23 protein-coding genes and 2 pseudogenes are annotated in these 25,350 nt (G+C 72.9%); 14 read left to right on the forward strand and 11 right to left on the reverse strand.

The features are described 5' to 3' along the window. Positions 1–10: 10 nt before the first annotated feature. The 4 genes from SXIM_RS05365 to SXIM_RS05380 form a co-directional block, all read right to left on the reverse strand. Entirely contained in the window at positions 11–688 is a 678-nt protein-coding gene (locus SXIM_RS05365) for a response regulator (protein WP_030734551.1), read from the reverse strand. A gap of 12 nt (positions 689–700) precedes the next feature. Next, positions 701–2,020 carry a sensor histidine kinase gene (locus SXIM_RS05370; RefSeq protein WP_046723102.1) on the reverse strand — a complete coding sequence of 440 codons (1,320 nt, stop codon included), beginning with the start codon at positions 2,018–2,020 and terminating at the stop codon, positions 701–703. Positions 2,021–2,144: 124 nt separating this feature from the next. Then, entirely contained in the window at positions 2,145–2,423 is a 279-nt protein-coding gene (pspAA, locus tag SXIM_RS05375) for a PspA-associated protein PspAA (protein WP_019433754.1), read from the reverse strand. A 46-nt stretch (positions 2,424–2,469) separates the two neighbouring features. Beyond that, positions 2,470–3,252 (reverse strand): PspA/IM30 family protein, encoded by a 783-nt coding sequence (locus SXIM_RS05380; protein WP_030734554.1) that lies wholly within the window; start codon positions 3,250–3,252, stop codon positions 2,470–2,472. A gap of 247 nt (positions 3,253–3,499) precedes the next feature. Here SXIM_RS05380 and SXIM_RS05385 point away from each other — a divergent pair, with 247 nt between their 5' ends. Both SXIM_RS05385 and SXIM_RS05390 read left to right on the forward strand, forming a co-directional pair. Then, the gene (locus tag SXIM_RS05385) at positions 3,500–4,090 is read left to right on the forward strand and encodes a DUF3043 domain-containing protein (RefSeq protein WP_043177980.1); all 591 of its coding nucleotides are present in this window, start codon (positions 3,500–3,502) and stop codon (positions 4,088–4,090) included. Between the two features lie 83 nt (positions 4,091–4,173). Then, a complete protein-coding gene (locus SXIM_RS05390) occupies positions 4,174–5,232 on the forward strand; it encodes a S1C family serine protease (protein ID WP_030734559.1) in 1,059 nt (352 codons plus the stop codon). A gap of 45 nt (positions 5,233–5,277) precedes the next feature. Here the strand turns inward: SXIM_RS05390 and SXIM_RS05395 are convergent, their stop codons facing one another. After that, positions 5,278–6,045, reverse strand: coding sequence for a S1 family peptidase (locus SXIM_RS05395; protein ID WP_158708049.1), 768 nt, complete (start codon positions 6,043–6,045; stop codon positions 5,278–5,280). Positions 6,046–6,304: 259 nt separating this feature from the next. Continuing rightward, positions 6,305–6,520 (reverse strand): hypothetical protein, encoded by a 216-nt coding sequence (locus tag SXIM_RS05400; protein WP_030734562.1) that lies wholly within the window; start codon positions 6,518–6,520, stop codon positions 6,305–6,307. 163 nt (positions 6,521–6,683) lie between these two features. On the opposite strand from SXIM_RS05400, the gene SXIM_RS05405 reads away from it, so the two are divergent. Then, entirely contained in the window at positions 6,684–7,880 is a 1,197-nt protein-coding gene (locus SXIM_RS05405) for a bifunctional adenosylcobinamide kinase/adenosylcobinamide-phosphate guanylyltransferase (RefSeq protein WP_046723103.1), read from the forward strand. Positions 7,881–7,975: 95 nt separating this feature from the next. Then, positions 7,976–9,094 (forward strand): nicotinate-nucleotide--dimethylbenzimidazole phosphoribosyltransferase, encoded by a 1,119-nt coding sequence (locus SXIM_RS05410; protein ID WP_030734564.1) that lies wholly within the window; start codon positions 7,976–7,978, stop codon positions 9,092–9,094. A gap of 105 nt (positions 9,095–9,199) precedes the next feature. Here the strand turns inward: SXIM_RS05410 and SXIM_RS05415 are convergent. After that, positions 9,200–9,987, reverse strand: a pseudogene (locus SXIM_RS05415) (hypothetical protein). 34 nt (positions 9,988–10,021) lie between these two features. Here SXIM_RS05415 and SXIM_RS05420 point away from each other — a divergent pair. From SXIM_RS05420 to SXIM_RS05450, 7 genes are all read left to right on the forward strand, one after another. Beyond that, positions 10,022–10,816 (forward strand): adenosylcobinamide-GDP ribazoletransferase, encoded by a 795-nt coding sequence (locus SXIM_RS05420; protein ID WP_046723105.1) that lies wholly within the window; start codon positions 10,022–10,024, stop codon positions 10,814–10,816. 64 nt (positions 10,817–10,880) lie between these two features. After that, positions 10,881–12,410, forward strand: a complete 1,530-nt coding sequence (locus tag SXIM_RS05425; protein WP_030734570.1) for a leucyl aminopeptidase — start codon at positions 10,881–10,883, stop codon at positions 12,408–12,410. Positions 12,411–12,637: 227 nt separating this feature from the next. After that, complete coding sequence (lpdA, locus tag SXIM_RS05430; RefSeq protein ID WP_030734574.1) at positions 12,638–14,026, forward strand: dihydrolipoyl dehydrogenase; 1,389 nt, start codon at positions 12,638–12,640, stop codon at positions 14,024–14,026. 70 nt (positions 14,027–14,096) lie between these two features. Beyond that, positions 14,097–15,818, forward strand: coding sequence for a 2-oxoglutarate dehydrogenase, E2 component, dihydrolipoamide succinyltransferase (gene sucB, locus SXIM_RS05435; RefSeq protein WP_030734577.1), 1,722 nt, complete (start codon positions 14,097–14,099; stop codon positions 15,816–15,818). Between the two features lie 276 nt (positions 15,819–16,094). Next, entirely contained in the window at positions 16,095–16,781 is a 687-nt protein-coding gene (locus tag SXIM_RS05440) for a GntR family transcriptional regulator (protein WP_043177983.1), read from the forward strand. Positions 16,782–16,936: 155 nt separating this feature from the next. Then, entirely contained in the window at positions 16,937–19,615 is a 2,679-nt protein-coding gene (gene aceE, locus SXIM_RS05445; protein ID WP_030734583.1) for a pyruvate dehydrogenase (acetyl-transferring), homodimeric type, read from the forward strand. 76 nt (positions 19,616–19,691) lie between these two features. After that, positions 19,692–20,645 (forward strand): helix-turn-helix transcriptional regulator, encoded by a 954-nt coding sequence (locus SXIM_RS05450; protein WP_046723107.1) that lies wholly within the window; start codon positions 19,692–19,694, stop codon positions 20,643–20,645. Here the strand turns inward: SXIM_RS05450 and SXIM_RS05455 are convergent. After that, positions 20,636–21,121: a DUF5946 family protein gene (locus SXIM_RS05455; RefSeq protein WP_246156835.1), complete on the reverse strand. Its 486-nt coding sequence runs from the start codon at positions 21,119–21,121 to the stop codon at positions 20,636–20,638. The two genes, SXIM_RS05450 and SXIM_RS05455, sit on opposite strands and share 10 nt — an antisense overlap. A gap of 80 nt (positions 21,122–21,201) precedes the next feature. On the opposite strand from SXIM_RS05455, the pseudogene SXIM_RS05460 reads away from it, so the two are divergent. After that, a pseudogene (locus SXIM_RS05460) lies at positions 21,202–21,597 on the forward strand (rhodanese-like domain-containing protein); the annotation flags it as partial. On the opposite strand, the gene SXIM_RS27265 reads toward SXIM_RS05460, so the two are convergent. Next, a complete protein-coding gene (locus SXIM_RS27265) occupies positions 21,575–21,751 on the reverse strand; it encodes a hypothetical protein (RefSeq protein ID WP_168222750.1) in 177 nt (58 codons plus the stop codon). The pseudogene SXIM_RS05460 and the gene SXIM_RS27265 overlap by 23 nt on opposite strands. Positions 21,752–21,795: 44 nt before the next feature. On the opposite strand from SXIM_RS27265, the gene SXIM_RS05465 reads away from it, so the two are divergent. Together SXIM_RS05465 and SXIM_RS05470 are read left to right on the forward strand one after the other, a co-directional pair. Further along, positions 21,796–22,482, forward strand: coding sequence for an HAD family hydrolase (locus tag SXIM_RS05465; RefSeq protein WP_375879921.1), 687 nt, complete (start codon positions 21,796–21,798; stop codon positions 22,480–22,482). An 82-nt stretch (positions 22,483–22,564) separates the two neighbouring features. Then, positions 22,565–23,848, forward strand: coding sequence for a helix-turn-helix domain-containing protein (locus SXIM_RS05470; RefSeq protein WP_078846840.1), 1,284 nt, complete (start codon positions 22,565–22,567; stop codon positions 23,846–23,848). On the opposite strand, the gene SXIM_RS05475 is transcribed toward SXIM_RS05470, so the two are convergent. Together SXIM_RS05475 and SXIM_RS05480 are read right to left on the reverse strand one after the other, a co-directional pair. Beyond that, positions 23,812–24,618 (reverse strand): nickel/cobalt transporter, encoded by an 807-nt coding sequence (locus tag SXIM_RS05475; RefSeq protein WP_046723110.1) that lies wholly within the window; start codon positions 24,616–24,618, stop codon positions 23,812–23,814. The genes SXIM_RS05470 and SXIM_RS05475 overlap by 37 nt on opposite strands. After that, the gene (locus SXIM_RS05480; RefSeq protein WP_148236069.1) at positions 24,615–25,289 is read right to left on the reverse strand and encodes a hypothetical protein; all 675 of its coding nucleotides are present in this window, start codon (positions 25,287–25,289) and stop codon (positions 24,615–24,617) included. Before SXIM_RS05480 ends, SXIM_RS05475 begins: the two co-directional genes overlap by 4 nt. Positions 25,290–25,350 lie beyond the last annotated feature (61 nt).

Consider the following 25,350-nt stretch of genomic DNA (forward strand, 5'->3'; position numbering starts at 1 on the left):
TGCCCGGCCCTCAGCCGGGGAAGCGGGGCCGCACCAGACCCGTCTCGTACGCGGTCATCACCAGCTGGGCCCGGTCCCGGGCCGCCAGCTTGGTCAGCAGCCGGTTGATGTGGGTCTTCACCGTCAGCGGGCTCACCTCGAAGCGGGCCGCGATCTCGTCGTTGGACAGCCCGCCCGCCACCTCCACCAGCACCTCGCGCTCGCGGGCCGTCAGCACCTGGAGGTCGGCCGCCGCGCCACCACCCGCCGCGCCGTGGTCCCCGGTGGCCAGGAAGCGGGTGATCAGCGAGCGCGTCGCGGCCGGTGACAGCAGCGCCTCCCCGGCCGCCACCAGCCGGATCGCCGACAGCAGCTCGCCCGGCTCGGCACCCTTGCCCAGGAACCCGGAGGCGCCGGCCCGCAGCGACTCCACCACGTAGTCGTCCGACTCGAAGGTGGTCAGAATGACCACCCGCACCGCGCTCAGCGCCGGGTCGGCGCTGATCTCCCGGGTCGCGGCGAGCCCGTCGAGCCCGGGCATCCGGATGTCCATCAGCACCACATCGGCGCCCCGCTCACGCACCAGTGCCAGCGCCGCGGCGCCGTCCGACGCCTCACCGGTGACCGTCATGTCGGGCTCCGACTCCACCAGCACCCGGAACGCGCTGCGCAGCAGCGCCTGGTCATCGGCCAGGATCACCCGGATCATGCCCACACCCTCTCAGCCACACGGACGCACCCAGCCACGGTCGGCGGCCTCCGACCGCTCCACGGCGGGGCCGCCCGGCGAACGCAGCGGCAGCACCACCCGTACCCGGAACCCGCCGCCGGGCACCGGCCCGGTCTCGCAGCTGCCGCCGAGCGCGGCGGCCCGCTCGCGCATGCCCGTCAGTCCGTGGCCGCCACCGGCGGCCGGGGCGCGCGGCGGCGCGGCGGCACCGCCGTGCCCATCATCCAGCACCATCACCTCGAGCCGCGCGGAGTCCCCCCGCCCCGCGCGGGAGATCCGCACCCGTGCCTTGGCGTCGGGCCCGGCGTGTTTGTGCACATTGGTGAGCGCCTCCTGGACCACCCGGTAGGCGGCCAGGTCCACGGCGGCGGGCAGCGCGCGTTCCTCCTCGCCGTCCCCGCGCTCGACGGCCACCGCCATCCCGGCGCGGCTGAAGCCGTCGACGAGGTCACCGAGCACCGCCAGGCCCTTGGTGGGCTCGGTGGGGGCGACCGGATCGTCGCGGTGCCGCAGCAGCCCGACCGTGGTCTGGAGCTCGCTCAGCGCCTGCCGGCTGGCCAGCCGTACCTGGGCGAGCGCCTCCTTGGCCTGGTCGGGGCGGCTGTCCATGACATGGGAGGCGACCCCGGCCTGCACATTGACCAGGGCGATGTGGTGGGCGACGACGTCGTGGAGTTCTCGGGCGATCCGCAGCCGCTCCTCGGCGACCCGGCGGCGCGCCTCCTCCTCGCGGGTGGCCTCGGCTCGCTCGGCCCGCTCGCGTATCGCGTTGACGGCGGCCCGCCGGTGGCGCACGGCGTCGCCCGCCAGACCGGCCAGCGCGGTCCAGGCGATGATGCCGAAGTTCTCCGAGGTGTACCAGGGCTGAGCGCCCAGCAGCATGCCGGCCACCGTGATCAGGGCCAGCGTGCAGGTGCCCACCCGCAGTGTGGTGGGGCGGTCGGTGGAGGCGGCCAGGGTGAACAGGGCCACCGCCACCATGCCCATCATCGAGGTGTGGCGCTCGCCGGGCGAGTGCGAGAACGTGCCCATGATCAGCTCGACGAGCGTCAGCACGATGGTGGCGCACAGCACCGGGCCCGGATGGCGGCGGCGCAGCACCAGCGCGCCCGCGCCCAGCAGCGCGGTGACGACGGTGTGGAGGGGCAGCGGGCGCTGGCCGAAGCCGTCGCCGCCACCGGGGTGCTTGTTGATCGTGACCGACAGGACGAGCACGATCAGCAGCGTCACCGAGGCCACCAGCGCGTCCACGACCAGCGGGTGCAGCAGCCAGGGCCGCGGGCGGGCGGGGGTGCCGGGGTGAGCAGTCACTGTGCCAGAGTACGAGCAGGGGCCGTCCTGCGGCACCGGCCGCGTACGCAGCGGCGTGAGGGGGCCGGTGGGACGCCACCTCGGGGGCCGGTCCGGTGTGGGACCGGCCCGCGGGCGGGCCGGGTCAGTCCGGGATGAGGCCGTCGTCGGTGAGCATCGCGCGGACCTCGTCGATACTCGCGTCCGGCGGGGGAAGCAGCAGATCGGACGGTTCGAGCGCGTCGGCGTCCAGCGGTGTGCCCATGCCCCGGACGGCGTCCAGCAGCGCGGTCAGCGTCCGCCGGAATCCCTCCTCGTCATGGGCCTCGACCTCGGCCGTCAGCTCGTCGTCGAGTTCATTGAGCTTGGGGAAGTGGCTGTCATCCAGCTTCACCTGCCCCTCACCCATGATCCGTACGATCACACCGCTCTCCTTGCCCCTGTGGGTCTTCTTCAGCGCGGACAGGCTGTCACTGCTTGTCGAACCGGGGGGACTCCTGCTGGTCGCCCCGCGTGGCGGAGCCGTTGCCGCCCTCGATCGCGGCCCGGCCGCCGCTGCTGCCGCCGGACAGCTCGGCCTTCATCCGCTCCAGCTCCAGCTCCACGTCGGAGTTGGAGGAGATGCGGTCCAGCTCGGCCGTCAGGTCGTCCTTGGAGGTCCCGGTCGGGTCGTCCAGGGCGCCGGAGGCCAGCAGCTCGTCGATGGCGCCGGAGCGGGCCTGGAGCTGCGCGGTCTTGTCCTCGGCGCGCTGGATCGCGAGGCCGACGTCGCCCATCTCCTCGGAGATGCCGGAGAACGCCTCGCCGATCTGGGTCTGCGCCTGGGCCGCGGTGTAGGTGGCCTTGATGGTCTCCTTCTTGGTGCGGAAGGCGTCCACCTTGGCCTGCAGCCGCTGGGCGGCCAGGGTCAGCTTGTTCTCCTCGGCCTGGAGCGTCTCGTGCTGCGTCTGCAGGTCGGAGACCTGCTGCTGGAGCGCGGAGCGCCGGGTCAGGGCCTCGCGGGCGAGGTCCTCACGGCCCAGGGCCAGGGCCTTCTTGCCCTGCTCCTCCAGCTTGGAGGACTGGCCGTTCAGCTGGTTCAGCTGGAGCTCAAGGCGTTTGCGGGAGGTCGCCACGTCGGCGACTCCACGGCGTACCTTCTGGAGCAGCTCCAGCTGCTTCTGGTACGAGTAATCGAGCGTCTCGCGCGGGTCCTCGGCCCGGTCCAGGGCCTTGTTGGCTTTCGCGCGGAAGATCATCCCCATCCGCTTCATCAAACCACTCATCGGCCTGGGCGCCCCCTTCGTGACGGACTCGGACCTAAAGACCATTCTCCTGCTTGATCCCCTAGCCTACGGGGCGCTCTCCCATTAGCGCACTGTCCGGCCCGGAATCGGGTCATCCCGCAGGAGGATCGATACCGGACCGAGTCCGGCGCAGGGTGGAGGGGCGACCCTGGGTGATACCGGGGTTGCCGCAGGGGGCTCACGGTTCCCGTGGCTCACCCCGTACCCTGGAGATGTGTTCCGAAGCCGTGCGAAAGAAGAGCAGGCCCCCGCGACGGTGGCCGAGCCGCAGATCCGTGACGCCCAGGCGCCCAAGGGGCGGCCCACCCCCAAGCGCAGCGAGGCGGAGGCCCTGCGGCGTGCCGTCGTGAAGCCGCCGGCTTCCCGCAAGGAGGCCGCCAAGCGGCAGCGCGAGGCCCGCAAGGTGGCGCTGGCCAAGCAGCGCGAGGCGCTGCTGAGCGGTGACGAGCGGCATCTGCCGCTGCGTGACCGCGGCCCGGTGCGCCGCTTCGCGCGGGACTTCACCGACAGCAAGTGGCATGTGGCGGAGTACTTCCTGCCCATCGCCGTGCTGATCCTGGTCCTCAGCATGATCCCGTCGGCCGCGCCGATCGCGATGCTGCTGTGGCTCGGTGTCATCCTCATGATCGTGATGGACTCGGTGGTCTCCTCGCGCCAGCTGAAGAAGGCGCTCGCGGAGCACTACCCGAACGAGAGCCACCGCGGCGCGCGTGCGTACGCCCTGATGCGTACCCTCCAGCTGCGCCGGATGCGGCTGCCGAAGCCGCAGATCAAGCGGGGCGAGGCGCCCCGTACCGGCCGCTGAGCCGTTCGTTTCCCCCACACGCCCCCGGAATGGCGTAGCGCATATGCGCCGCCCCGGGGGCGTGCGCCGTCACAATCCGCTGTATGACGCCGATCCCCGGTCCCTCAGCGCTCCCCCTCCAACGCCCCCTCCGCGCGCTGGCCGCGCTCGGCGCCCTGTGCGCGCTGCTGGCCGGCTGCACCCGGTCGGACGGTACGGCGCCGGCCGCCGACACCGCGCCGCGGGCCGACGCGGGGGCGCTGGAGGACGCGTACCAGCAGGTGGTGTCGGACGTGCTGCCGTCGGTCGTGCAGATCACCACGCGGGACGGGCTGGGCTCGGGGATCATCTACGACGGCGACGGGCACATCGTCACCAACGCCCATGTGGTGGGTGAGGAGCAGGAGTTCGAGGTGCTGCTGGCGGATCAGCAGCAGCCGTTGCCGGCCACCCTGGTGGCCACCTACGCCCCGCAGGACCTGGCCGTCATCGTGCTGGACGACAGGCCGGACCGGCTGCGGCCCGCCACGTTCGGGGACAGCGGTCGGGTGGAGGTGGGGCAGATCGTGCTGGCGATGGGCAACCCGCTGGGGCTGTCCTCCAGCGTCACCCAGGGCATCGTCTCGGCGGTGGGCCGCTCGGTGAGCGAGGGCGAGGGCCAGGCGACGCTGGGCGACCTGGTGCAGACCTCGGCGGCCATCAACCCGGGCAACAGCGGAGGCGCGCTGGTCAATCTCAAGGGTGAGGTGGTCGGCATCCCCACGCTGGCGGCGCGCGATCCGCAGCTGGGCGGGGGCCAGGCGCCCGGGATCGGGTTCGCGATCCCCTCGCGCACGGTCACCGATCTGGCCGACCAGATGATCGAGGACGGGAAAGTGACCCGGTCGGGGCGGGCGGCGCTGGGGGTGACGGTGCGGACCATCCTGGGCGACGGGTTCCAGCCGATCGGGGCGGCGATCGTGGACCTGACGGAGAACGGCCCGGCGGCGGACGCGGGGCTGCGGGCCGGGGATGTCCTGGTGCGGCTCGGCGAGGAGCCGGTGACCGATGTGGTGACGCTGTCGGAGGCGCTCGCGGCGTACCAGCCGGGCGACGAGGTGGCGGTGGGGTATCTGCGCAACGGCGACCGGCACGACACGAAGGTGACGCTGGGCGAGGTGTGAGGGGCGGGCGGCGTACGGGGCCGGGGGACCCGTACGCCGGTCAGGTCAGCCGGCGTTCAGGACGCTCGCGACCCACCGCGCGTGGTGCGGGACGCTGACGTGCACGCCGTGGTGGACGCCGCACTCCTCGGAGGCGCCGCCGGGAGCGAGGTCGCGGGAGACGACGGCGGTCAGCTGCCGACGGCCGTCGGCGTACCGCAGGACGGGGGCGCCGGAATCGCCGTAGCACGTGCCGTCGGCCGGGTCGGGGCTGACACAGAGGTCCCCCTCCGTGAGTTCGTGGGGTCCGCCGGTGCGGCATGCGGCGTCCGGGATCACCTCGGTGTCGAGCTGGTGCAGTGCGGCCGGCGGAGCGGGGTGGGTGGTGCCGAGGAGGCCCCAGCCGAGGACGCGGACGCGGTCGCCCGGCTGGGCGGGGGTGCCGGCGAGCTCGACGGGCTCCAGGTCCACCGCCCGGTCCAGCCGGAGCAGGGCGAGGTCCGCGTGCCAGGACTCCCGCGGCGCGTGGCCGGGGTGGACGAGGACCTCGGAGACTCCGGCCACGGCGCCCCCGGCGGTGCGGTCCCGGGAGCCCACCCGCACCGAGAGCTGGGCGGGGTCCACGGTGGCGTCGCCGTCGGCCACGCAGTGCGCGGCCGTCAGGACCCACCGCTCGTGGATCAGGGATCCGCCGCAGCGGAAGGCGGGCCCGCCCTTGTCGCGCTGGCCGGAGACGGCGGTGACGAAGGGGTATTCCCCGGTCGCCCTCTCGCCTCCGACGATGGCCCGGGCCGCCGCCGGGAGGACGGCCAGGACGACCGCGGCGACGGCCACCGCCACCGCTCTCCCGCTGCGGGTCCGGCGTCGGCCGGCGGCCTGTGGTGGGTGCGTCATCGAGGTGTTCGCCCGCTCTCGTCGCTCACCCGCGCCCCCGTGCGGAGGGGCGGGAGACCGGCGGATCGCCCGTCCCTCCGTGGCGCGTGGGGCCATCGTGGCGTACGAGGCGGGGAAACTCGGGTACGACAAGCCGAACACACGATGATCCGGCCCCGACTGACGGGGTGCCGGTTCCCCCTCCGGGCCCGCCCCGGGGTCAGCTGTCGTCCGCCGCCTCGTGCAGGCTCATCGGCCCGTACACCTTGCTGCCGTCCTCCAGCAGCGTCACCTGGTCCACGCCCTCCGCCAGCAGGTCCTTCCAGATCTCGCCGATCCAGCTCTCCGCATCCCCCTGCGTACCGAAGTCGCCCGGGTCGGATCCGACCGGGGCCACCGAACCGTCCGCCTTCTCGAACCGCCACACCCACGCCATGGACGCCTCCGCTTCTGCCGCTTCCACTGCTGCTGCTACAAGTGCGATCTCGGTATGTACTGCCCGCACGCCGCTCCGGCTACCGCTGATCGCAGACTAGATCACCCCCCACCCACGCGCGGCTGCGACAGCGGACGCGATCGGATGGCGAGAGGATCAGCACGTGGACGTCACTCTGCTCGGCACCGGCGCGCCCGCCGGTCTCCCCCGCCCCGGCTGCCCGTGCGCCTCCTGCGCCCGGGCGCTGGGCCCCGACGCGCGCAACGCGACCGCGCTGCTGATCGACGGGGTCCTGCTGCTCGACCTCACCCCGGGACCGGCCCTGGCCGCCGCCCGCGCCGGGCGGACGCTGCACGGCGTACGGCAGGTGCTGCTCACCCACCCGCACACCTCCCCCGGCGTGGAGGTGCCGGCCGACCTGCCCGCCCCGGTGCGCGTCCCGGACGGCAAGGAACTGGCCCTGATCACCGGGCACCGGGTCCGCGCGCTGGCGCTCGACGTTCCCGGCACCGGCTACGCGGTGACCGGCCCCGACGGCAGCCGGCTGCTGTACCTGCCGCCCGGCGCCGCCCCCGCCGGGCTGCCGGCCGACGGACCCGCCTACGACATGTGCCTGCTGGACGTCATCGGCCGCCCCGGGGCGCTGGCCCGGCTGCGGGCGGCGGGCGCGGTGACCTGGACCACCGATGTACTGGCCGTGCACCTGGACCACGACGTACCGCCCGGCGCCGAACTGCGCCGCCGGCTGGCCGCGGCCGGCGCCCGGCTGGAACCGGACGGCACCACCCTGGCCGTCGGGGACTTCCGCGACGTGCCCGAGCCACCGCGGCGGACCCTGGTCCTGGGCGGCGCGCGGTCGGGCAAGTCCGCCGAGGCGGAACGGCGGCTGGCCGCGTACCCCGACGTCGTCTACGTGGCCACCGGCGGACAGCGGCCCGCCGACCCCGAGTGGCAGCACCGCATCGCCGTCCACCGCGAGCGGCGCCCCGGCGGCTGGAGCACCAGGGAGACCTGCGACCTGGTCCCGCTGCTTCAGGCCCCCGACGGGCCGCCGCTGCTGATCGACTGTCTGGCGCTGTGGCTCACCGACGTCATGGACCGGGCCCGCGCCTGGGAGGCGGCGGACGCCGGGGAGTTGCCCGAGGTCGCCGGGCGCACCGCGGAACTGGCCGAGGCGCTGCGGACCACGGGGCGCACAGTGGTGCTGGTGAGCAACGAGGTGGGTTCCGGCATAGTCCCGGCGACCCCGGCCGGCCGCCGCTTCCGCGACGAACTGGGCCGCCTCAACGCGGCGATCGCCGCCGAGTGCGAGCAGGTCCTGCTGGCGGTGGCGGGCACCGTGACCACGCTCCGGCCCTGACCGCCCGGGCGCCGCGCGGGGCCGGCCGGGACCGGGTGGCCGGGGCCGCACCACGGGCCGCTGGGCTGCGGTGACGGACAGGTAGCCTCTACCCCATGAGCGACGGTGGTCTGACCCTTGATGCCTTCGGCGACCTCATCGAGCGGCCAAGTGCCAAGCTGCGGCGGGAGGCCGAGGACCGGCGCACCCGGATCGGGCTGCCGGCCCGGGCACTCGGCCGGCTGGACGACCTGGGCGGCTGGCTGGCCGCCGCCCAGGGACAGGTGCCGGTGCGGGCGATCGAATCGCCCAAGGCGGTGCTGTTCGCCGGCGACCACGGCATCGCCGAACTCGGTGTCTCGGCACGTCCGGCCGGCAGCGCCTCGACTCTGGTGCGGGCCGCCCTGGACGGTACGAGCCCGGCGGCGATCCTCGCCCGGCGGGCCGGGGTGCCGCTGCGGATCGTGGACACCTCGCTGGACTGCCCGGTGGAGGAACTCCCCGAGGAGGTCACCCGCTATCGGGTACGGCGCGGCTCGGGCCGGCTCGACATCGAGAACTCGCTGACCCCCGAGGAGGCCGAAGCGGCCTTCCGCGCCGGGATGGCGGTCGCCGACGAGGAAGCCGACTCCGGCACCGACCTGCTGCTCCTGGGGGACATCTCGGTGGGCGGCACCACCCCCGCCGGGGTGCTGATCGCCGCCATGTGCGGCACCGACGCCTCGGTGGTCACCGGGCGCGGCGGGATCCGCATCGATGACCTGGCGTGGATGCGCAAGTGCGCGGCCATCCGGGACGGGCTGCGCCGGGGCCGGCCGATCCTGGGCGACCAGCTGGCGCTGCTCGCGGCGGTGGCCGGGGCCGACCTGACGGCGATGACGGGCTTCCTGCTCCAGTGCGCGGTACGGCGTACCCCGGTGATCCTGGACGGCGTCGTCTCCACGGCGTGCGCGCTGGTGGCGCAGCGGATCGCGTTCCGCTCCCCCGACTGGTGGCTGGCGGGTCAGGCGAGCGGGGAGCCCGGGCAGGCCAAGGCCCTGGACCGGATGGCGATGGACCCGCTGCTGGATCACGGCGTGACCGTGGGCGAGGGCACCGGGGCGCTTCTGGCCCTCCCCCTGGTCCGTGCGGCGGCCGACCTGGCGGCCGAGCTCCCGGTCCTGCCGGAGCCGGCCCCCGAGGCCGAGCCCGCGCGGGACGACGCGGCGCAGACGGCGATCACCGAGGCGACGTAAGTCTCCCCGGGCGGGCGGGCCCTGACGGTGCGGGGGATGGTCGTGCGCCGTGCCCGCGCCACCCGGTGCCGGGCGGCGCGGGGCCCGCGTCCCGGGCCACCGGCGCTACGCGCCTCCCGCGTCCCCGCCACCGCCGTCCCGCTTCTGGCGCTGTTCGTCGGTCGGGGTGCCGCCCAGCCAGTCCTCCACTTTCTTGCTGGGGCCCGACCAGCGGGCGTCGTGACGTTCGGCCCTGCGGGCGGCGCGGGCCGCCGTCTTAGGGCGGCGACGGTACAGGCGGTGGGCCCAGGGCGAGTCGGGGCGGGCCAGGCGGACCGCCCCGAACAGGGCGACCGGCGGGACCAGCACCCCCACAGCGCCAGCCAGCGTTTGCCCTTGAGCAGGGTGATCAGCACCAGCGCGAAGTTCACCAGCACCGTCGCGATGGCGTTGCCGCGCGTGACCTTCTCCTCCGCCGAGACGTTCCTGACGTCCAGCGGGACGAACCCCGCCAGCAGCATCGCCACCAGGGCCGCCGTGACCACCACGAGTTCCACGCTCTGCCGGCCCTGCTCGCTCCAGTACACGTCGTGCAGATGCAGGATGAGCGCGAACTCGTCGAGCACCAGGCCCGCGCCGATCCCGAACAGCACCGCCACCACGTACGCCGTGATGCCCACCGCACCGGCCGCGATGCCGCCGAAGCCGCCGATGAGCATGAGGATCACGCCCGGCACCACGTGGTGGACGTGAGTGCCGCCCGCGCCCGTCACATCGTGGAAAGGGCCGCGGCCGGCCCGGATCAGCCGGGTGATGGTGCGGGTGATGACGAAGGTGAGGATGAACGCGGCCAGCGCCAGCAGCAGCGGCAGCTTCCCCGGTTCGACGATGTTGCGGTACAGCCAGTGCCCCATGGCTCCTGAGCGTCCGGGGCTACGCTGCCGCCTCATGGATGCCACGCCGCCCGCACCCCCTTTCGACGCAGTGCGGCACGGTCTGCGGTTCGCCTTCGGCACGCTCACCGTGCTGCCGCCGGGCCGCACGCCGCCCCGCTGGGACCGGGACACCGCACGGGTGGGGATGCTGTGTGCCCCGGTGGCGGGTTTTGTCATCGGGCTGTGTGCCGCCGGCGCCGGCTGGGGGCTGTCGCGGCTGGGGTTCGGGGTGTGGCTGGTGGCCGTCGGCACCGTCGCGGTGCCGGCCGTGCTCAGCCGCGGGCTGCATCTGGACGGGCTCGCCGATGTCGCCGACGGGCTGGGCAGCGGGCGGCCCGCCGAGGGGGCGCTGGCCGTCATGAAGCGCTCCGACATCGGCCCGTTCGGCGTGGTCACGCTGCTGTTCGTGCTGCTCGCGCAGGTCGCCGCGTTCGCCCAGCTGTACGGGGCGGGGGAACGGTACGGGCTCGTCGCCGCCGTGCTGTGCGGCCTGGTCTCGCGCACCGCCCTCACGCTCGGCTGCCGGGCGGGGGTGCCCGCCGCCCGCGCGGACGGCCTGGGCGCGGTCGTCGCCGGCGTGGTGCCGCGCGGCGGCGCGTACGCCGTCGCCGGCTCCGTCGTGGCGCTCAGTACGCTCGTCGTCTGGCCCCTCGGCGGCTGCGCCGCTCTTCTCGGGCTGTGCGCCGCCGAGGGGTTGCTCGCCCGCTGCCGCCGGCGGCTGGGCGGCGTGACCGGTGATGTGCTGGGCGCGCTGTCCGAGACCGCCGGTACGGCCGCCCTGCTCGTGGCGACCCTGGGAGCAGGCTGACGGCGGCCCGGCGTACCCTGTGGGCCGTCGGCCCCGACCTACGACGAAACGGAATAACTGCACCGTGACAGCACTGACCCTCAGCAAGACCTCCGCGACAGCGGTGAGCGCGGATGCCCTGGTCATCGGCATCGTCAAGGGCGAGGACGGCCCCGCGCCGGCCGCCGGCGTCCCGGCCCCGGCCGGGCTGCTGACCGAGGCGGCCGGCGTGCTGGCCACCCTCGGTGCCAAGGGTGGCAAGGACGAGATCACCCGGCTGCCCGCCCCGGCCGGCACCACCGCGCCGCTGGTGATCGCGGTGGGGCTCGGCTCCGCGCCGCAGGACGGCGAGGACTTCGACCCGGAGACGCTGCGCAGCGCGGCGGGCTCCGCCGCCCGCGCGCTGTCCGGCACGGAGCACGCCGCGTTCGCGCTGCCGGTCTCCGACGCGGAGCGGGTCGCGGCGGTCGCCGAGGGTGCGCTGCTGGGCGCCTACGCGTTCACCGCCTTCCGCAAGACCGGCGAGGACGACCGCGGTCCGCTGGCGCGCGTCACGGTGCTGACCGCCGACGCCGAGGGTGCGGACGACGCCGCCCGGCAGGACGCGATCGCGCGGGCCGAGGTGCTGGCCACCGAGGTGGCGCGCACCCGCGACCTGGTGAACACCCCGCCGAACGCCCTCACCCCCGCCGGCTTCGCCGCGCACGCCACCGAGGCCGCCGCCGAACACGGCCTGTCCGTCGAGGTGCTGGACGAGGCGGCGCTGCGCGAGGGCGGCTTCGGCGGCATCCTCGGTGTCGGCATCGGTTCGCAGTCCCCGCCGCGCCTGGTGCGGGTGGCGCACACCCACCCCGAGGCGGACCGGACGATCGCGCTGGTCGGCAAGGGCATCACCTACGACTCGGGCGGCATCTCCCTCAAGCCGGCGGGTCACAACGAGACGATGAAGTGCGACATGGCCGGCGCCGCCGCCGTCCTGTCCACGGTCGTGGCCGCCGCCCGGCTCGGCCTGAAGGTCAACATCACCGGCTGGCTGGCGCTGGCCGAGAACATGCCCTCGGGTTCGGCGACCCGCCCCGGTGACGTGCTGCGCATGTACGGCGGCAAGACCGTCGAGGTGCTGAACACCGACGCCGAGGGCCGGCTGGTGATGGCCGACGCGCTCGTGCGGGCCGGCGAGGAGTCCCCGGACGCGATCGTCGACGTGGCGACCCTGACCGGCGCGATGATGCTGGCGCTGGGCAAGCGCACCTTCGCCGTGATGGGCAACGACGACACCTTCCGGGGTCTGCTGCACGACAGCGCGCGCCGCGCGGGCGAGCAGTCCTGGGAGATGCCGCTGCTCGCCGATCTGGCCGAGGGCATCAGCACCTCCACCATCGCCGACCTGAAGAACATGGGTGAGCGGATGGGCGGCGGCCTGGTGGCCGGTCTGTTCCTGAAGGAGTTCGTCCCGGCGGGCACCCCGTGGGCGCACCTGGACATCGCGGGCCCGGCCTTCAACGAGGGCGGCGCCTTCGGTTACACCCCGAAGGGCGGTACGGGTTCGGCCGTGCGCACCCTGCTGCTGCTCGCCGAGCGGGCGGCCGCCGGGGAGCTGGAGGGACAGGGCTGACCCGCCCCGTCACGTGATGCCCGTCACGGTGGCCCCGGCCCTGCCCGGCCCGGCGTCTCACTTGTCGCCGACAAGTGCGAAGATGTTGTTCCGGCAGGACAGGGCCGGGCTCAACCAACCGGGGCGAGCCACATCGAGCCGCGCATCACACCACGCGGCGTACATACACCGCCGGCCGGTCGATGCGGACCGGGTTCCGGTGAACCCCATGCTTGGAGGAACGTGACGTGGCGAACGACGCCAGCACCGTTTTCGACCTGGTGATTCTCGGTGGCGGCAGCGGCGGTTACGCCGCGGCCCTGCGCGCTTCGCAGTTGGGCCTGGACGTCGCCCTGATCGAGAAGAACAAGCTGGGCGGCACCTGTCTGCACAACGGCTGCATCCCCACCAAGGCCCTGCTGCACGCCGGTGAGGTAGCCGATGCCGCCCGCGACGCGTCGGAGTTCGGCGTGAAGGCCAGCTTCGACGGTATCGACATCGCCGGGGTGCACAAGTACAAGGACGGGGTGATCGCGGGGCTCTACAAGGGGCTCCAGGGTCTGGTCGCCTCGCGCAAGATCACCTACGTGGAGGGCGAGGGCCGGCTGTCGTCGGCCACCTCCGTGGATGTGAACGGCAAGCGCTACGTGGGCCGGCACATCCTCCTGGCGACCGGCTCCACCCCGAAGTCGCTGCCGGGTCTGACCATTGACGGCGACCGGGTGATCTCCTCGGACCACGCGCTGGTCCTGGACCGGGTCCCGAAGTCGGCGATCGTGCTGGGCGGTGGCGTCATCGGCGTCGAGTTCGCCTCGGCGTGGAAGTCGTTCGGCACCGAGGTCACGATCATCGAGGGCCTGCCGCACCTGGTTCCGGCGGAGGACGAGAACAGCTCGAAGCTGCTGGAGCGTGCCTTCCGCAAGCGCGGCATAAAGTTCTCCCTCGGTTCCTTCTTCAAGGGCGTGGAGTACACCGCCGACGGCGTCCGGGTCACCCTGGACAACGGCAAGGTCCACGAGGCCGAGCTGCTGCTGGTGGCCATCGGCCGCGGCCCCGTCTCCCAGGGCCTGGGCTACGAGGAGGCCGGGGTCGCCATGGAGCGCGGCCACGTGCTGGTGGACGAGTACTGCCGCACCAACGTGCCCACCATCTCGGCGGTCGGTGACCTCATCCCGACCCTGCAGCTGGCGCACGTCGGCTTCGCCGAGGGCATCCTGGTCGCCGAGCGGCTGGCGGGTCTGTCGCCGGTGCCGATCGACTACGACGGTGTGCCGCGGGTGACGTACTGCCACCCCGAGGTCGCCTCCGTGGGCATCAGCGAGGCGAAGGCCAAGGAGCGGTACGGGGCCGACCAGGTCGTCACCCTGAAGTACAGCCTGGCCGGCAACGGCAAGAGCAAGATCCTGAAGACCTCGGGCGAGATCAAGCTCGTGCAGGTCCGTGACGGTGCCGTCGTCGGCGTCCACATGGTCGGCGACCGGCTCGGCGAGCAGGTCGGCGAGGCTCAGCTCATCTACAACTGGGAGGCGCTGCCCGCCGAGGTCGCGCAGCTCATCCACGCGCACCCGACGCAGAACGAGGCGCTCGGCGAGGCCCACCTGGCCCTGGCCGGCAAGCCGCTGCACTCCCACGACTGACCCAGGCCGCGTTGCCCACCAGAGCGCGCCACCATCCGTACCGCACATCTCGTAAGGAGCAACAGAAACCATGCCGGTTTCCGTAACCCTTCCGGCGCTCGGCGAGAGCGTGACCGAGGGCACCGTCACCCGCTGGCTGAAGGCCGAGGGTGAGCGTGTCGAGGCCGACGAGCCGTTGCTCGAGGTCTCCACCGACAAGGTCGACACCGAGATCCCGGCGCCCGCCGCCGGTGTTCTCACCAACATCAAGGTCGCCGAGGACGAGACCGTCGAGGTGGGCGCCGAGCTGGCGATCATCGACGACGGTACGGGGGCGGCCGCCGCTCCCGCCGCCCCGGCCGCGGAGCCCGCCGCGGCCGAGCCCGCGCCCGCCCCGGCGCAGGCCGAGGCCCCGGCTCCGGCCGCCCCCGCCGCTCCGGCCGCGCCGTCCGGCGGTGCCGCCTCCGGCACCGACGTGGTGCTGCCCGCGCTCGGCGAGTCCGTCACCGAGGGCACCGTCACCCGCTGGCTGAAGGCGGTCGGTGAGTCGGTCGAGGCCGACGAGCCGCTGCTGGAGGTCTCCACCGACAAGGTCGACACCGAGATCCCGGCGCCGGTCTCCGGCACCCTGCTGGAGATCACGGTGGGCGAGGACGAGGTCGCCGAGGTCGGCGGCAAGCTGGGCGTGATCGGTGCGGCGGACGCGGCTCCGGCCGCTGCCGAGCCCGCCCCGGCTCCCGCTCCCGCTCCGGCTCCGGCCGCCCCGGCTCCCGCGCCGGCCCCCCAGGCCGCCGCACCCGCCCCGGCACCGGCAGCTCCGGCGCCCGCGCCTGCCCCCGCACCCGCCCCGGCTCCGGCCGCCGCGGCACCGGCTCCCGCGCCGGCCGCGGAGGGCGCGTACGTCACCCCGCTGGTGCGCAAGCTCGCCGGCGAGAACGGCGTGGACCTGAACACCGTCACCGGCTCCGGTGTCGGCGGCCGCATCCGCAAGCAGGATGTGCTCGCCGCGGCCGAGGCCGCCAAGGCCGCCGCGGCGCCCGCCGCCGCCCCGGCCGCCGCGAAGGCCGCCCCGGCTCCGCAGACCCCGTCCCCGCTGCGCGGCCAGACGGTGAAGCTGACCCGGATCCGCAAGGTCATCGCGCAGAACATGATGAAGGCGCTGCACAACCAGGCGCAGCTGTCCACCGTGGTCGAGGTGGACGTCACCCGGATCATGAAGCTGCGGGCGCGGGCCAAGGAGTCCTTCCTGGCGCGCGAGGGCACCAAGCTGTCCCCGATGCCGTTCTTCGTGAAGGCCGCGGCCGAGGCGCTGAAGGTCCACCCGGCCGTCAACGCCAAGCTCAACGACGACGACACCGTCACGTACCACGATGTGGAGAACATCGGGATCGCGGTGGACTCCGAGAAGGGCCTGATGGTCCCGGTCATCAAGGGCGCGGGCGACCTGTCCCTGGCGGGCATCGCCAAGAAGACCGCCGAGCTGGCCGGCAAGGTCCGCTCCGGCAAGCTGAGCCCGGACGACATGGGCGGGGGCACGTTCACGATCAGCAACACCGGTTCGCGCGGTGCGCTGTTCGACACGATCATCGTGAACTACCCGCAGGTCGCCGAGCTGGGCATCGGTGCCACGGTGCGCCGTCCCGTCGTGATCAACCACCCCGAGCTGGGTGAGACGATCGCGATCCGCGACATGGTGTACCTGACGCTGTCCTACGACCACCAGCTGGTGGACGGCGCGGACGCCGCCCGCTACCTGGCGGACGTGAAGGCCCGCCTGGAGGCCGGCGAGTTCGAGGGTGAGCTGGGTCTGTAAGGCCACGGCGACACCGCGGGCCGCGCCCCGTCCGGAGCATTCCGGGCGGGGCGCGGCCTTATTGTTCTGGGGGGTGTCTTCACAGTGGCGCCGTCCGCCCGAAGGGCGGGCCCCGCGGTGTCTGGTGCGGTGCATCGCAAGGCGGAGGGTCGCCCTCATAGCGGGTTATTCGGGCGATGCGACAACGCAGCGAGGTGCCGTGCCAGACACCGCGGGGCAGGCGGGACTGTGAAGACACCCCCAGGGCAGCCTGTACCAGGGAGCGTGATGTCACTCATGAGTCAGCCGGTCGTGCATTCCCTGCGCGAGCAGATCCGTCAGCACATCGTGGAGGGGATCGTCAGCGGGCGCTGGCAGCCGGGCGAGCGGATCGTGGAGCGGCGGATCGCGGTGGAGCTGGAGGTCAGCCAGACGCCGGTACGCGAGGCGCTGCGCGAGCTGGAGGCGCTGCGGCTGATCGAGTCCGTCCCGAACAAGGGGGTGCGGGTGCGGGCGCTGACCGTGTCCGTGCTGGAGGAGACGTATCCGGTGCGCGCCGGTCTGGAGCAGATCGCGGCGGAGCTGGCGGCGGGGCGGCTGGCGCGCGACGTGTCGGCGCTGGAGCCGCATGTGGCGGCCCTGTACGCGGCGGACCGGGCGGGGGACGGGGAGGCTCAGGTGGGGCACACGGTGGCCTTCCACCGGGAGCTGGTGCGCGCGGCGGGGAACGGGGTGCTGCTGCACACCTGGGAGTCGCTGGGGATCGAGGTGTGGACGGCGCTGTCGATCCGCTGGCTGGGGACGCGGCAGCAGTCGTACGCGGAGGAACACCAGGCGCTGCTGGACGCGTTCACGCGGGGTGATCCGCGGATCGGTGAGCTGGTGAAGGCGCATGTGCTGAACTGCGCGCCGCACGTTCCGGAGGGCCGGGAGGTGCCGGACGGGGACCCGGCGGGGGTGGCACAGGGTGCACGGGGGGCCTGAAGATGCGCAATTGTCCTGGCACAGGATGCCAATTTCCCCGTTCTGAGCGTTTTTTTACGACCCACCTTTGATCGATCATCGATCACGGGCTTACAGTCATCAGCGAACCGTTGTTACACCCGCATGACATTGTCCTGTCCGGAAGGGGGCCACCCATGCCCGATCCCGTACGCCTTCGGCTCTCCGCGCTCGATCAGCTGCCGGATCGTGATCCCGAGGAGACCGCCGAGTGGGGCGCGAGCCTCGACGCCGTGGCCGCCGCCGCCGGCCCGCACCGGGCCGGCCAGCTGGTGCGCCGTACGGTGGAGCACGCCCAGGCCAGCGGGATCGATGTGCCCTCGCTGCTGGAGACGGATTACATCAACTCCATCCCCACCGGCGCCGAGCCCGACTTCCCCGGTGACGAGGCCCTGGAGGCCCGCGTCACCGCCTGGAACCGTTGGAACGCCGCCGCGATGGTCACCCGGGGCGCCCGGTACGGGGTGGGCGGCCACATCGCCACCTTCGCCTCCGCCGCCTGGCTGTACGAGACCGGCTTCCAGCACTTCTTCCGCGGCAAGGACGCGGCGGACGCGCCCGGCTCCGGCGACCAGCTGTTCATCCAGGGCCACGCCTCCCCCGGCATCTACGCCCGCGCCTTCCTCGACGGCCGCCTCACCGAGGCGCACCTGGACAACTTCCGCCAGGAGTCGGGCGGCGCCGGCCTGCCCTCCTACCCGCACCCGCGGCGGCTGCCGTGGCTGTGGGAGTTCCCCACCGTCTCCATGGGCATAGGCCCGCTGTCGGCGATCTACCAGGCGCGGTTCAACCGCTACCTGGAGAACCGCGGCATCAAGGACACCTCCGCCTCGCACGTGTGGGCGTTCCTGGGCGACGGCGAGATGGACGAGCCCGAGTCGACCGCCGCGCTGGCGCTGGCCGGGCGTGAGGGTCTGGACAACCTCACCTTCGTCATCAACTGCAACCTCCAGCGGCTCGACGGCCCGGTGCGCGCGAACTTCAAGATCGTGCAGGAGCTGGAGGCCCAGTTCCGGGCGGCCGGCTGGAACGTCATCAAGACCCTGTGGGGCTCCGCCTGGGACGACCTGCTGCGGGCCGACACCACCGGCGCGCTGGTACGGCGGCTGCGGGAGGTCCCGGACGCGCAGTTCCAGACGTACGCCACCCGCGACGTCGCCTACATCCGCGACCACTTCTTCGGCACCGACCCGGCGCTGGCCCAGCTGGGTGCCTCGCTGCCGGACGCGAAGATCGCCGAGTGCTTCCACACCTCGCGCGGTGGCCACGAGCCCCGCAAGGTGTACGCCGCGTACCGGGCGGCCGTGGAGTTCAAGGGCGCCCCGACCGTGGTGCTGGCCCAGACCGTCAAGGGCCACACCCTGGGCGACGGCTTCCAGTCGCGCAACGCCAACCACCAGATGAAGAAGCTGACGATGGAGCAGTTCCGCACCATGCGGGACCTGCTGGAGCTTCCCATCCCGGACAGCGAGCTCTCCGGCGATCTGGTGCCCTACGCGCACCCCGGCCCCGACTCCCCCGAGGTGCGCTACCTCCAGGAGCGGCGCGCGGCCCTGGGTGGTCCGGCGCCGGCCCGCCGGGTGCACCAGGTGGTGCTGCCGGAGCCGTCCGAGAAGGCGTTCAAGGCGCTGGAGAAGGGCTCGGGCTCGCAGGAGGTCGCCACCACCATGGTGATCGTCCGGCTGGTCAAGGACCTGATGCGGGAGAAGGAGTCGGGGCGGCGCTGGGTGCCGATCGTCCCCGACGAGGCCCGTACCTTCGGCATGGAGTCGATGTTCCCGTCCGCCGGGATCTACTCGCCGCTGGGCCAGACCTACGAGTCGGTCGACCGCGACCAGCTGCTGCACTACAAGGAAGCCGTCAACGGCCAGATCCTGAACGAGGGGATCACCGAGGCCGGTTCGATGGCCGACTTCACGGCGGCGGCCACGGCGTACGCCACGCACGGCGAGCCGATGATCCCGTTCTACATCTTCTACTCGATGTTCGGCTGGCAGCGCACCGGCGACCAGATGTGGGCGCTGGGCGACCAGCTGGGCCGCGGCTTCATCGTGGGCGCCACGGCCGGCCGCACCACGCTGACCGGTGAGGGCCTCCAGCACGCGGACGGTCACTCGCCGCTGATCGCCTCCACCAACCCGGCGGCGCTGACGTACGACCCGGCGTTCGCGTACGAGGTGGGCGTCATCGTCAAGGACGGCCTGCGCCGGATGTACGGCCCGGACGCCGAGGACGTCTTCTACTACCTGACGGTCTACAACGAGCCGAAGCCGCAGCCCGCCATGCCCGAGGGCGTGGAGGAGGGCATTCTGCGCGGCCTGTACCGCTTCAACGAGGGGCAGGCCCCCTCGGCGGAGGCGCCGCGGGTTCAGCTGATGGCGTCGGGTACGGCCATCCACTGGGTGCTCGAGGCCCAGCGACTTCTGTCCGAGCAGTGGGGTGTGGCCGCCGACGTGTGGTCCGCCACCTCCTGGAGCGAGCTGCGCCGTGACGCCCTGTCCTGTGACGCGGCGCAGCTTCGAGGGGAAGACCGGGTCCCGTACGTGACGCGTGCGCTGCGGGGCGCGCGGGGCCCGGTCCTCGCCGTGAGCGACTGGATGCGGGCGGTGCCCGACCAGATCGGTCAGTGGGTCGAGCAGGACTACTCCTCGCTCGGCACGGACGGCTTCGGCCTCTCCGACACCCGTGAGGCGGCCCGCCGGCACTTCGGCGTGGACCCGCAGTCGATCGTGGTGGCGGCGCTGGACCGGCTGGCCCGGTCCGGTGAGGTCAAGCGCGAGACGGTGCTGGCGGCGCGCGAGGCCTACGGCCTGTAACCGCGTGCGGCCATCGGGCCCGCCCGCCCCCGGATCGGGGGTGGGCGGGCCCTTCGCCGTTTGTGATGATGGCGGCATGCGAGCCGCCCGCCTGATGAGAGTGGTCCTGCTGCTCCAGTCCCGCCGGACCATGACGGCGGCGGAGCTGGCGGCAGAACTGGAGGTCTCCGAACGCACCGTCCAGCGCGACATCGCCTCTCTGTCGGAGGCGGGCGTCCCGGTGTACGCGGACCGGGGCCGGTCCGGCGGCTACCGGCTGGTCGGGGGCTACCGCACGCGGCTGACGGGACTGGGGCGGGACGAGGCGGAGGCGCTGTTCCTGTCGGGCGTCCCCATGGCCCTGCACGCCCTGGGCCTGGCGGACGCGGCGTCGGCGGCCCGGCTGAAGGTCTCGGCGGCGCTCGTGCCGGACCTGGCGAACGCCTCGGACTCGGCGGCGCAGCGCTTCCACCTGGACGCCCCGGGCTGGTGGCAGCCGGCCGACCCGCCGCCGCTGCTGCCGGTGGTGGCGGAGGCGGTGTGGGACGACGCGGTGCTGAGCGTGGTCTACCGGGAGAAGGAGCGGACGCTGGCCCCGTACGGCCTGATCCTCAAGGCCGGTGTGTGGTACCTGGCCGCGCGGGTGGGGTCCTCGGTACGGGTCTACCGGGTGGACCGCTTCACCTCGGCCACGGCGACGGGCGAGCGCTTCGAGCGGGACGAGACGTTCGACCTGCCCGCCTTCTGGGAGGAACGGGCGAAGGAGTTCGCCCGCTCGATCCTGCGCGAGACGGTGACGGTGCGCCTGACCGAGGCGGGCACCCGGGCCCTGCGCCGGGTGACTGACCGTACGGCGGCGGAGGAATCCCTGGCGGCGGCCGGCGCCCCGGACGGGACGGGCCGGGTCACGGTGCTGCTGCCGGTGGAGTCCCAGGACGTCGCCTTCGAGCAACTCCTGGCGCTGGGCCCCGAGGCGGAGGTCCTGGCCCCGGCGGACCTGCGCCGCCGCTTCGCGGAGGCGACGCGCCGTTCGGCGGCGCTCTACGCCTGACCCGGGGGCCGGCGCGCGTCCTCGCCGGCCAGGGCGGCGAGGGTGGCGGCGGCCCAGGCGCGGACCCGCTCCTCGAGGCCGGCGGCCGGAAAGCCGCCGTCCACGGACACGTCGGCGATGGTGACCCCGAACGTGGTGGGCGTTGGGCGCTCCGGGAGTTCCGGCTCCGCCGGCCACGACGGCGCACCGCGCCGCCGGTGGGAGTTGCCCCGGCGCAGCGCGGCGGTCAGCGCGCGGAGCCCTTCCCGGCCCCCGTCGAGGAACGCCCGGAGCACCACCAGGCGCGGCCCCGGCCTGCCGGGGCCGGCGAGGGGGTGCCCTGGATGCTGGAGCAGGAAACAGGCGACGACGACCCCGTGCAGCGGGCCCCAAGGCTCCCGTTGGGAATGGTCCAGGGCCAGCAGCCGCTCGAACTTTTCCTCACAGCTCGCCCCTGCCGTCTCCGCTCCACACTCCGCGCACCTCGTCACACTCACCGTCGCAGGATGCCCGCGAAGCACCGCCGGGCCAACCGATATACCCCGTGGTCAGCGGGCGAGGACGAACCGGTTCCTGAGCAGCGCTCCGCTCCCAGACGGATGTGTCCGACGTCGCCGCCGCGCTGGCGAGCGGTGAACCGGGCTGCGTGGTCCTCGACTGCCGCTCCACGGCGTCCTGGAACCAGGGACACATCCCCGGCGCCCTCCACCTGCCGACCGCGCTGATCCCCGAACGCGCCGCAGAACTCCTCGACCCCTCGGTGCCCGTCGTCACCTACTGCTGGGGCCCCGCCTGCAACGGCGCCACCCGTGCCGCCCTGGCGCTGGCCGAACTCGGCTACCGGGTGAAGGAGATGATCGGCGGATTCGAGTACTGGGTACGCGAGGGCTTCGCCTACGAGGCGGAGCAGGGCACCGAGCACCGCGACGCCGACCCGCTGACCGTCCCCGTCACGGAAGCCTGCGGCTGCTGACCAGGCCCTGCTTGGGCGGGTACGGGGTGTAGTGGTCCAGGCCCGGACCGGTGAGCACTCGGACGCCCTGTTGCCGCAGCGTCTCGATGCTGCACGGAACGGCCGGCTGCGCGGCCTGCGCCTGGTTGAAGTACGGCAGTGACCGACATGGCACAGCGAACCGTTCGCATCCTCGGCGGCTCTGCGGCCATGCACACAATGGGGCATCTGATCTTGAGGGAGGCGTGCGTGATCCGTGCGGTGGCTTTTGACGTCGGGGAAACATTGACGTGCGATGACCGGTACTGGAACGCGTGGGCGGACTGGCTGGGCGTACCCCGGCACACGCTGTCGGCAACTGTCGGGGCAGTGGTGGCCCGGGGGCAGGACAACGCGGAGGCTCTGCGGTTGTTGCGGCCGGGAGTGGACCTGGCCGCAGAGTACGCGGCACGGGAAGCGGCTGGACGCGGCGAGGATCTCACGGAGGACGACCTGTACCCGGATGTGCGGGCCGCGCTGGCATCCCTGCGGGCCGCTGGTCTGCGCGTAGTGGTCGCGGGCAACCAAACGGAGCGAGCGGGCGTGTTGCTGCGCGGGCTGGACCTGCCTGCCGACGCGGTCGCGATGTCGGCCGAATGGGGGGTGGCCAAACCCCCGCCCGAGTTCTTCGACCGGCTGATCGAGCTGACCGGTCACCCGGCGGACGAGATTCTGTACGTGGGGGACCATCCCGCCAACGACGTGTTCCCCGCACACGCGGCCGGCCTGCGCACCGCCCATATCCGGCGGGGTCCATGGGGGTACTTGTGGGCGGACGATCCCAAGGTCCGCGCCGTCGCTGACTGGAGCGTGGGCTCTCTTGAGGAACTGGCGAACACGGTTATCCGTGAGGTGTCCCCCGGGTAGCTGGCGTTCTCCGGATTGCGGCACGGCAACGCTGTCTGGCCGGTACGGTCCGGAACATGTCGCGCGCCTTCCGGAGCCTCACATGTCTGTGGAAACAGCCCACGCCGTCGGGAGAAGAGTCGCCTACCAGCGTCGTATGGCCCGTCTTACCCAGGAGCAACTCGCAGCAGCTGCCGGCATTCATGTCGGATCACTGCGCAAGATCGAACGAGGTGCCCGGGGCGCCAGCGAGACGGTGCTCGATGCCTTGGCTGCCGCCCTCGGCGTTGATGTCCTGCGCTTGCACGGGAATCGAGAGCACGCTTCCAGCCGGGTACGTGACGAGATGCCGGCTCTTTCAGCGGTGTTGGCTGGCTTCGATTGGCCGGACGAAGGGCCTGTACGTCCCCTGCACCAATTGAGGAAAGGGACGGCGAACCTCGCCGAGTGGCGTCTCGGAGCCCAATACCTCCGGGTCGCACGTCAAGCACCCGGGCTACTGGCTGAATTGCTGCGCGCTTTGCACACCGCACCCGGCAACGAAACGGCACAAATTACCCACCTGCTGGTGAGTACTTGCCGTTCTGCGGATGCGGTTGCCTACAAGTACGGCGCCCCAGATCTTTCGGCACGCATCATCGACATCATGCGGTGGGCAGCGCCACGTGCCGAGAATGCTTCGCTCGACGCCACCGTCGCGTACGTCCGAGCTGAGACGTTTTTCGCTGCTCAGGCCCATGCCGCAGGGCTTCGGATGTTGGAACGAGCACTCGACGAGTCCCCGGCTCCGCGAGACACGAGGACACGAGCATCGCGGGGTGCCCTGCACATGCGTGCCGCTGTGATGGCGGGTCGCGACGGGAATTCATCTTCTGCGATCGATCACATGGAAAGGGCCGGCCTCCTGGCTCATCAGGTCGCGGAAGGTGTCTACCAGGGAACGGCCTTCGGCCCCGCCAGCCTCATCGTGCACAAGGTTTCGCTTTCAGTTTCCCTCGGTGGAGATCACGTCCCGCGAGCTCTGGAAATCTCCCGTAATTGGACACCACCAACGGATCTCCCGGCCGAACGTCGCAGTAGCTTCTACATCGAATTGGCCCGCGCTCAGCTCTGGGCCGGGCTTCCCGATCAGGCCTTCGACTCATTGAAGGCTGCCCGACACGTCGCCCCACAGCACACTCGCGCCATGGTCGACGCGCCGGTGGACGGTGCGGGGATACGGGTTCCGTTGTACGTCGGGGCCTCCGATCCGGTGCGGCCCCCGCCGATCACGTATCGGCGGGGGCGGCACCGGCGGCCACGGACCGCCCTCGGCCGGTTGTGGGGGCGGGTGGTCAGCGGCCGGGAGGGTCAGCCGGTCAGGACGGAGACGGCGGCGAAGAGGTAGAGGCAGCCGCCGGCGGTGACCGCTCCGCCGGCGATGGCCGGGGTCCAGGCGGAGACGGTGGCGGCCAGCCGGGAGCCGCCCGCGCGGCCGGCCAGCAGCGTACGGCCGCGCACCGTCAGCATGCCGACGCCCGTGAGGGTTACGGCCATGCCCACGCCGAAGGCCAGGACCAGGATGACGGCGTTGAGGGAGCGGCCGGTGAGCATGCCGCTGACCAGGACCAGGAAGGCCGAGGGGGACGGCAGCAGGCCACCGGAGACGGCGATGGCCGTCAGGCCGCGCCGGGACCAGGGGGAGGTCTCCGGGATGTCGTGGCTGTGGTCATGGCCGTGGTCGGGGTCGTGGGCGTGGTGATGATCGTGGCCGTGGGCGTGGCTGTGGGCGTGCTGCGTCCGCTTGCGGCGAGTGCGCAGGTGGCGGTGGACCAGGTGGGCGCCGACCGCGATGACGACCACGCCCGCGGCGACCTGGAGCCACGCCGTGACGGTCTCCGTCGCGAACCCGGCCGCCCCGGTCAGCCCCACCCACGCGCTGGCCAGCAGCAGCACCGACAGGGTGTGCATGATCGCGACGATCACCCCCAGCCGCAGCGCGTCCCGGTACCGCCCGCGCACCCCCACCAGATAGGCGGCGGTGATGCTCTTGCCGTGCCCCGGGGCCACCGCGTGCGCGGCGCCGACGCCCAGGGCCACCAGCAGCGCGACCCAGAAGGCGGCCCGGCCGTCGAAGAGGGCGATCAGCTTGCCGTCCAGGCTGTTGAGGTCGTTCATGAGCGTGCCCTCCCGGCCCGCCGCCGCCCGATCAGTACCCAGGCCACGGCGCCCGCCATGATGGCGGCGGCGGTGCCGGCGGCCACGGCCAGGCCGGGGGTCGCGAGCACGCCCGCGTACCAGGAGAAGTTCATCCGCCGGGTGGTGTCGGTGGCGGTGAGCAGGGTGCTGCTCGGGTCGGCGGGGGTCTCGGCCGTGAGCATGGTGCGGTACGCCTCGTTGAGGTCGGAGAGCGCGCCGACGGTCACGTCCACCTTCCGTACGTCCCGGGGGCAGCGGTAGGTGAGCCGGGCACCCTCGGCCAGCAGGTTCTCCATCGAGGCCAGTTCGCCCTCGCAGCGGCTGCCGTCCTGGGTGATGTAGATCTGGTCGAGCAGGTACGCCCGTACGTCCTGCGAGCCTTGCAGTTTCTGCTCGCCGGTGAGGGTGGTGGAGACGTTCCCGGTGGCGGGGTCCTCCAGGGCGCCCAGGGCCTGGCCGAGCGCGACCCAGTCGTCCTCGGCGGCGCGCCAGGCGATGGAGACCGTCGGACCGTCCGCGCTGATGGTGGCGGTGGACGGCGGGCCGAAGGGGTGGGCGGCGGCGGGCGGGGCCGCCGGGCCGGCGGTGGCCCAGAGGACGGCCGCCGCCGCGGTGGCGGCCAGCGCGGGCAGCCGGGTGCGGTGGGTCACGGTCACGGTGTTCGTCGGTCTCCCGGGATGGACGCGGTACGGGGCGCGGGGGCTGTCGCGC

The sequence above is a fragment of the Streptomyces xiamenensis genome, assembly GCF_000993785.3.
Classification (GTDB): Bacteria; Actinomycetota; Actinomycetes; order Streptomycetales; family Streptomycetaceae; genus Streptomyces; species Streptomyces xiamenensis.

What these genes read in the sequence shown, in the direction of transcription:
- SXIM_RS05365 (WP_030734551.1), bottom strand. Translation starts at nt 688, where the DNA reads ATGATCCGGGTGATCCTGGCCGATGACCAGGCGCTGCTGCGCAGCGCG.
- SXIM_RS05380 (WP_030734554.1), bottom strand. Translation starts at nt 3,252, where the DNA reads ATGAAGCGGATGGGGATGATCTTCCGCGCGAAAGCCAACAAGGCCCTG.
- SXIM_RS05390 (WP_030734559.1), top strand. Translation starts at nt 4,174, where the DNA reads ATGACGCCGATCCCCGGTCCCTCAGCGCTCCCCCTCCAACGCCCCCTC.
- SXIM_RS05400 (WP_030734562.1), bottom strand. Translation starts at nt 6,520, where the DNA reads ATGGCGTGGGTGTGGCGGTTCGAGAAGGCGGACGGTTCGGTGGCCCCG.
- SXIM_RS05410 (WP_030734564.1), top strand. Translation starts at nt 7,976, where the DNA reads ATGAGCGACGGTGGTCTGACCCTTGATGCCTTCGGCGACCTCATCGAG.
- SXIM_RS05420 (WP_046723105.1), top strand. Translation starts at nt 10,022, where the DNA reads ATGGATGCCACGCCGCCCGCACCCCCTTTCGACGCAGTGCGGCACGGT.
- sucB (WP_030734577.1), top strand. Translation starts at nt 14,097, where the DNA reads ATGCCGGTTTCCGTAACCCTTCCGGCGCTCGGCGAGAGCGTGACCGAG.
- SXIM_RS05440 (WP_043177983.1), top strand. Translation starts at nt 16,095, where the DNA reads ATGAGTCAGCCGGTCGTGCATTCCCTGCGCGAGCAGATCCGTCAGCAC.
- aceE (WP_030734583.1), top strand. Translation starts at nt 16,937, where the DNA reads ATGCCCGATCCCGTACGCCTTCGGCTCTCCGCGCTCGATCAGCTGCCG.
- SXIM_RS05450 (WP_046723107.1), top strand. Translation starts at nt 19,692, where the DNA reads ATGCGAGCCGCCCGCCTGATGAGAGTGGTCCTGCTGCTCCAGTCCCGC.
- SXIM_RS05465 (WP_375879921.1), top strand. Translation starts at nt 21,796, where the DNA reads ATGGGGCATCTGATCTTGAGGGAGGCGTGCGTGATCCGTGCGGTGGCT.
- SXIM_RS05470 (WP_078846840.1), top strand. Translation starts at nt 22,565, where the DNA reads ATGTCTGTGGAAACAGCCCACGCCGTCGGGAGAAGAGTCGCCTACCAG.
- SXIM_RS05475 (WP_046723110.1), bottom strand. Translation starts at nt 24,618, where the DNA reads ATGAACGACCTCAACAGCCTGGACGGCAAGCTGATCGCCCTCTTCGAC.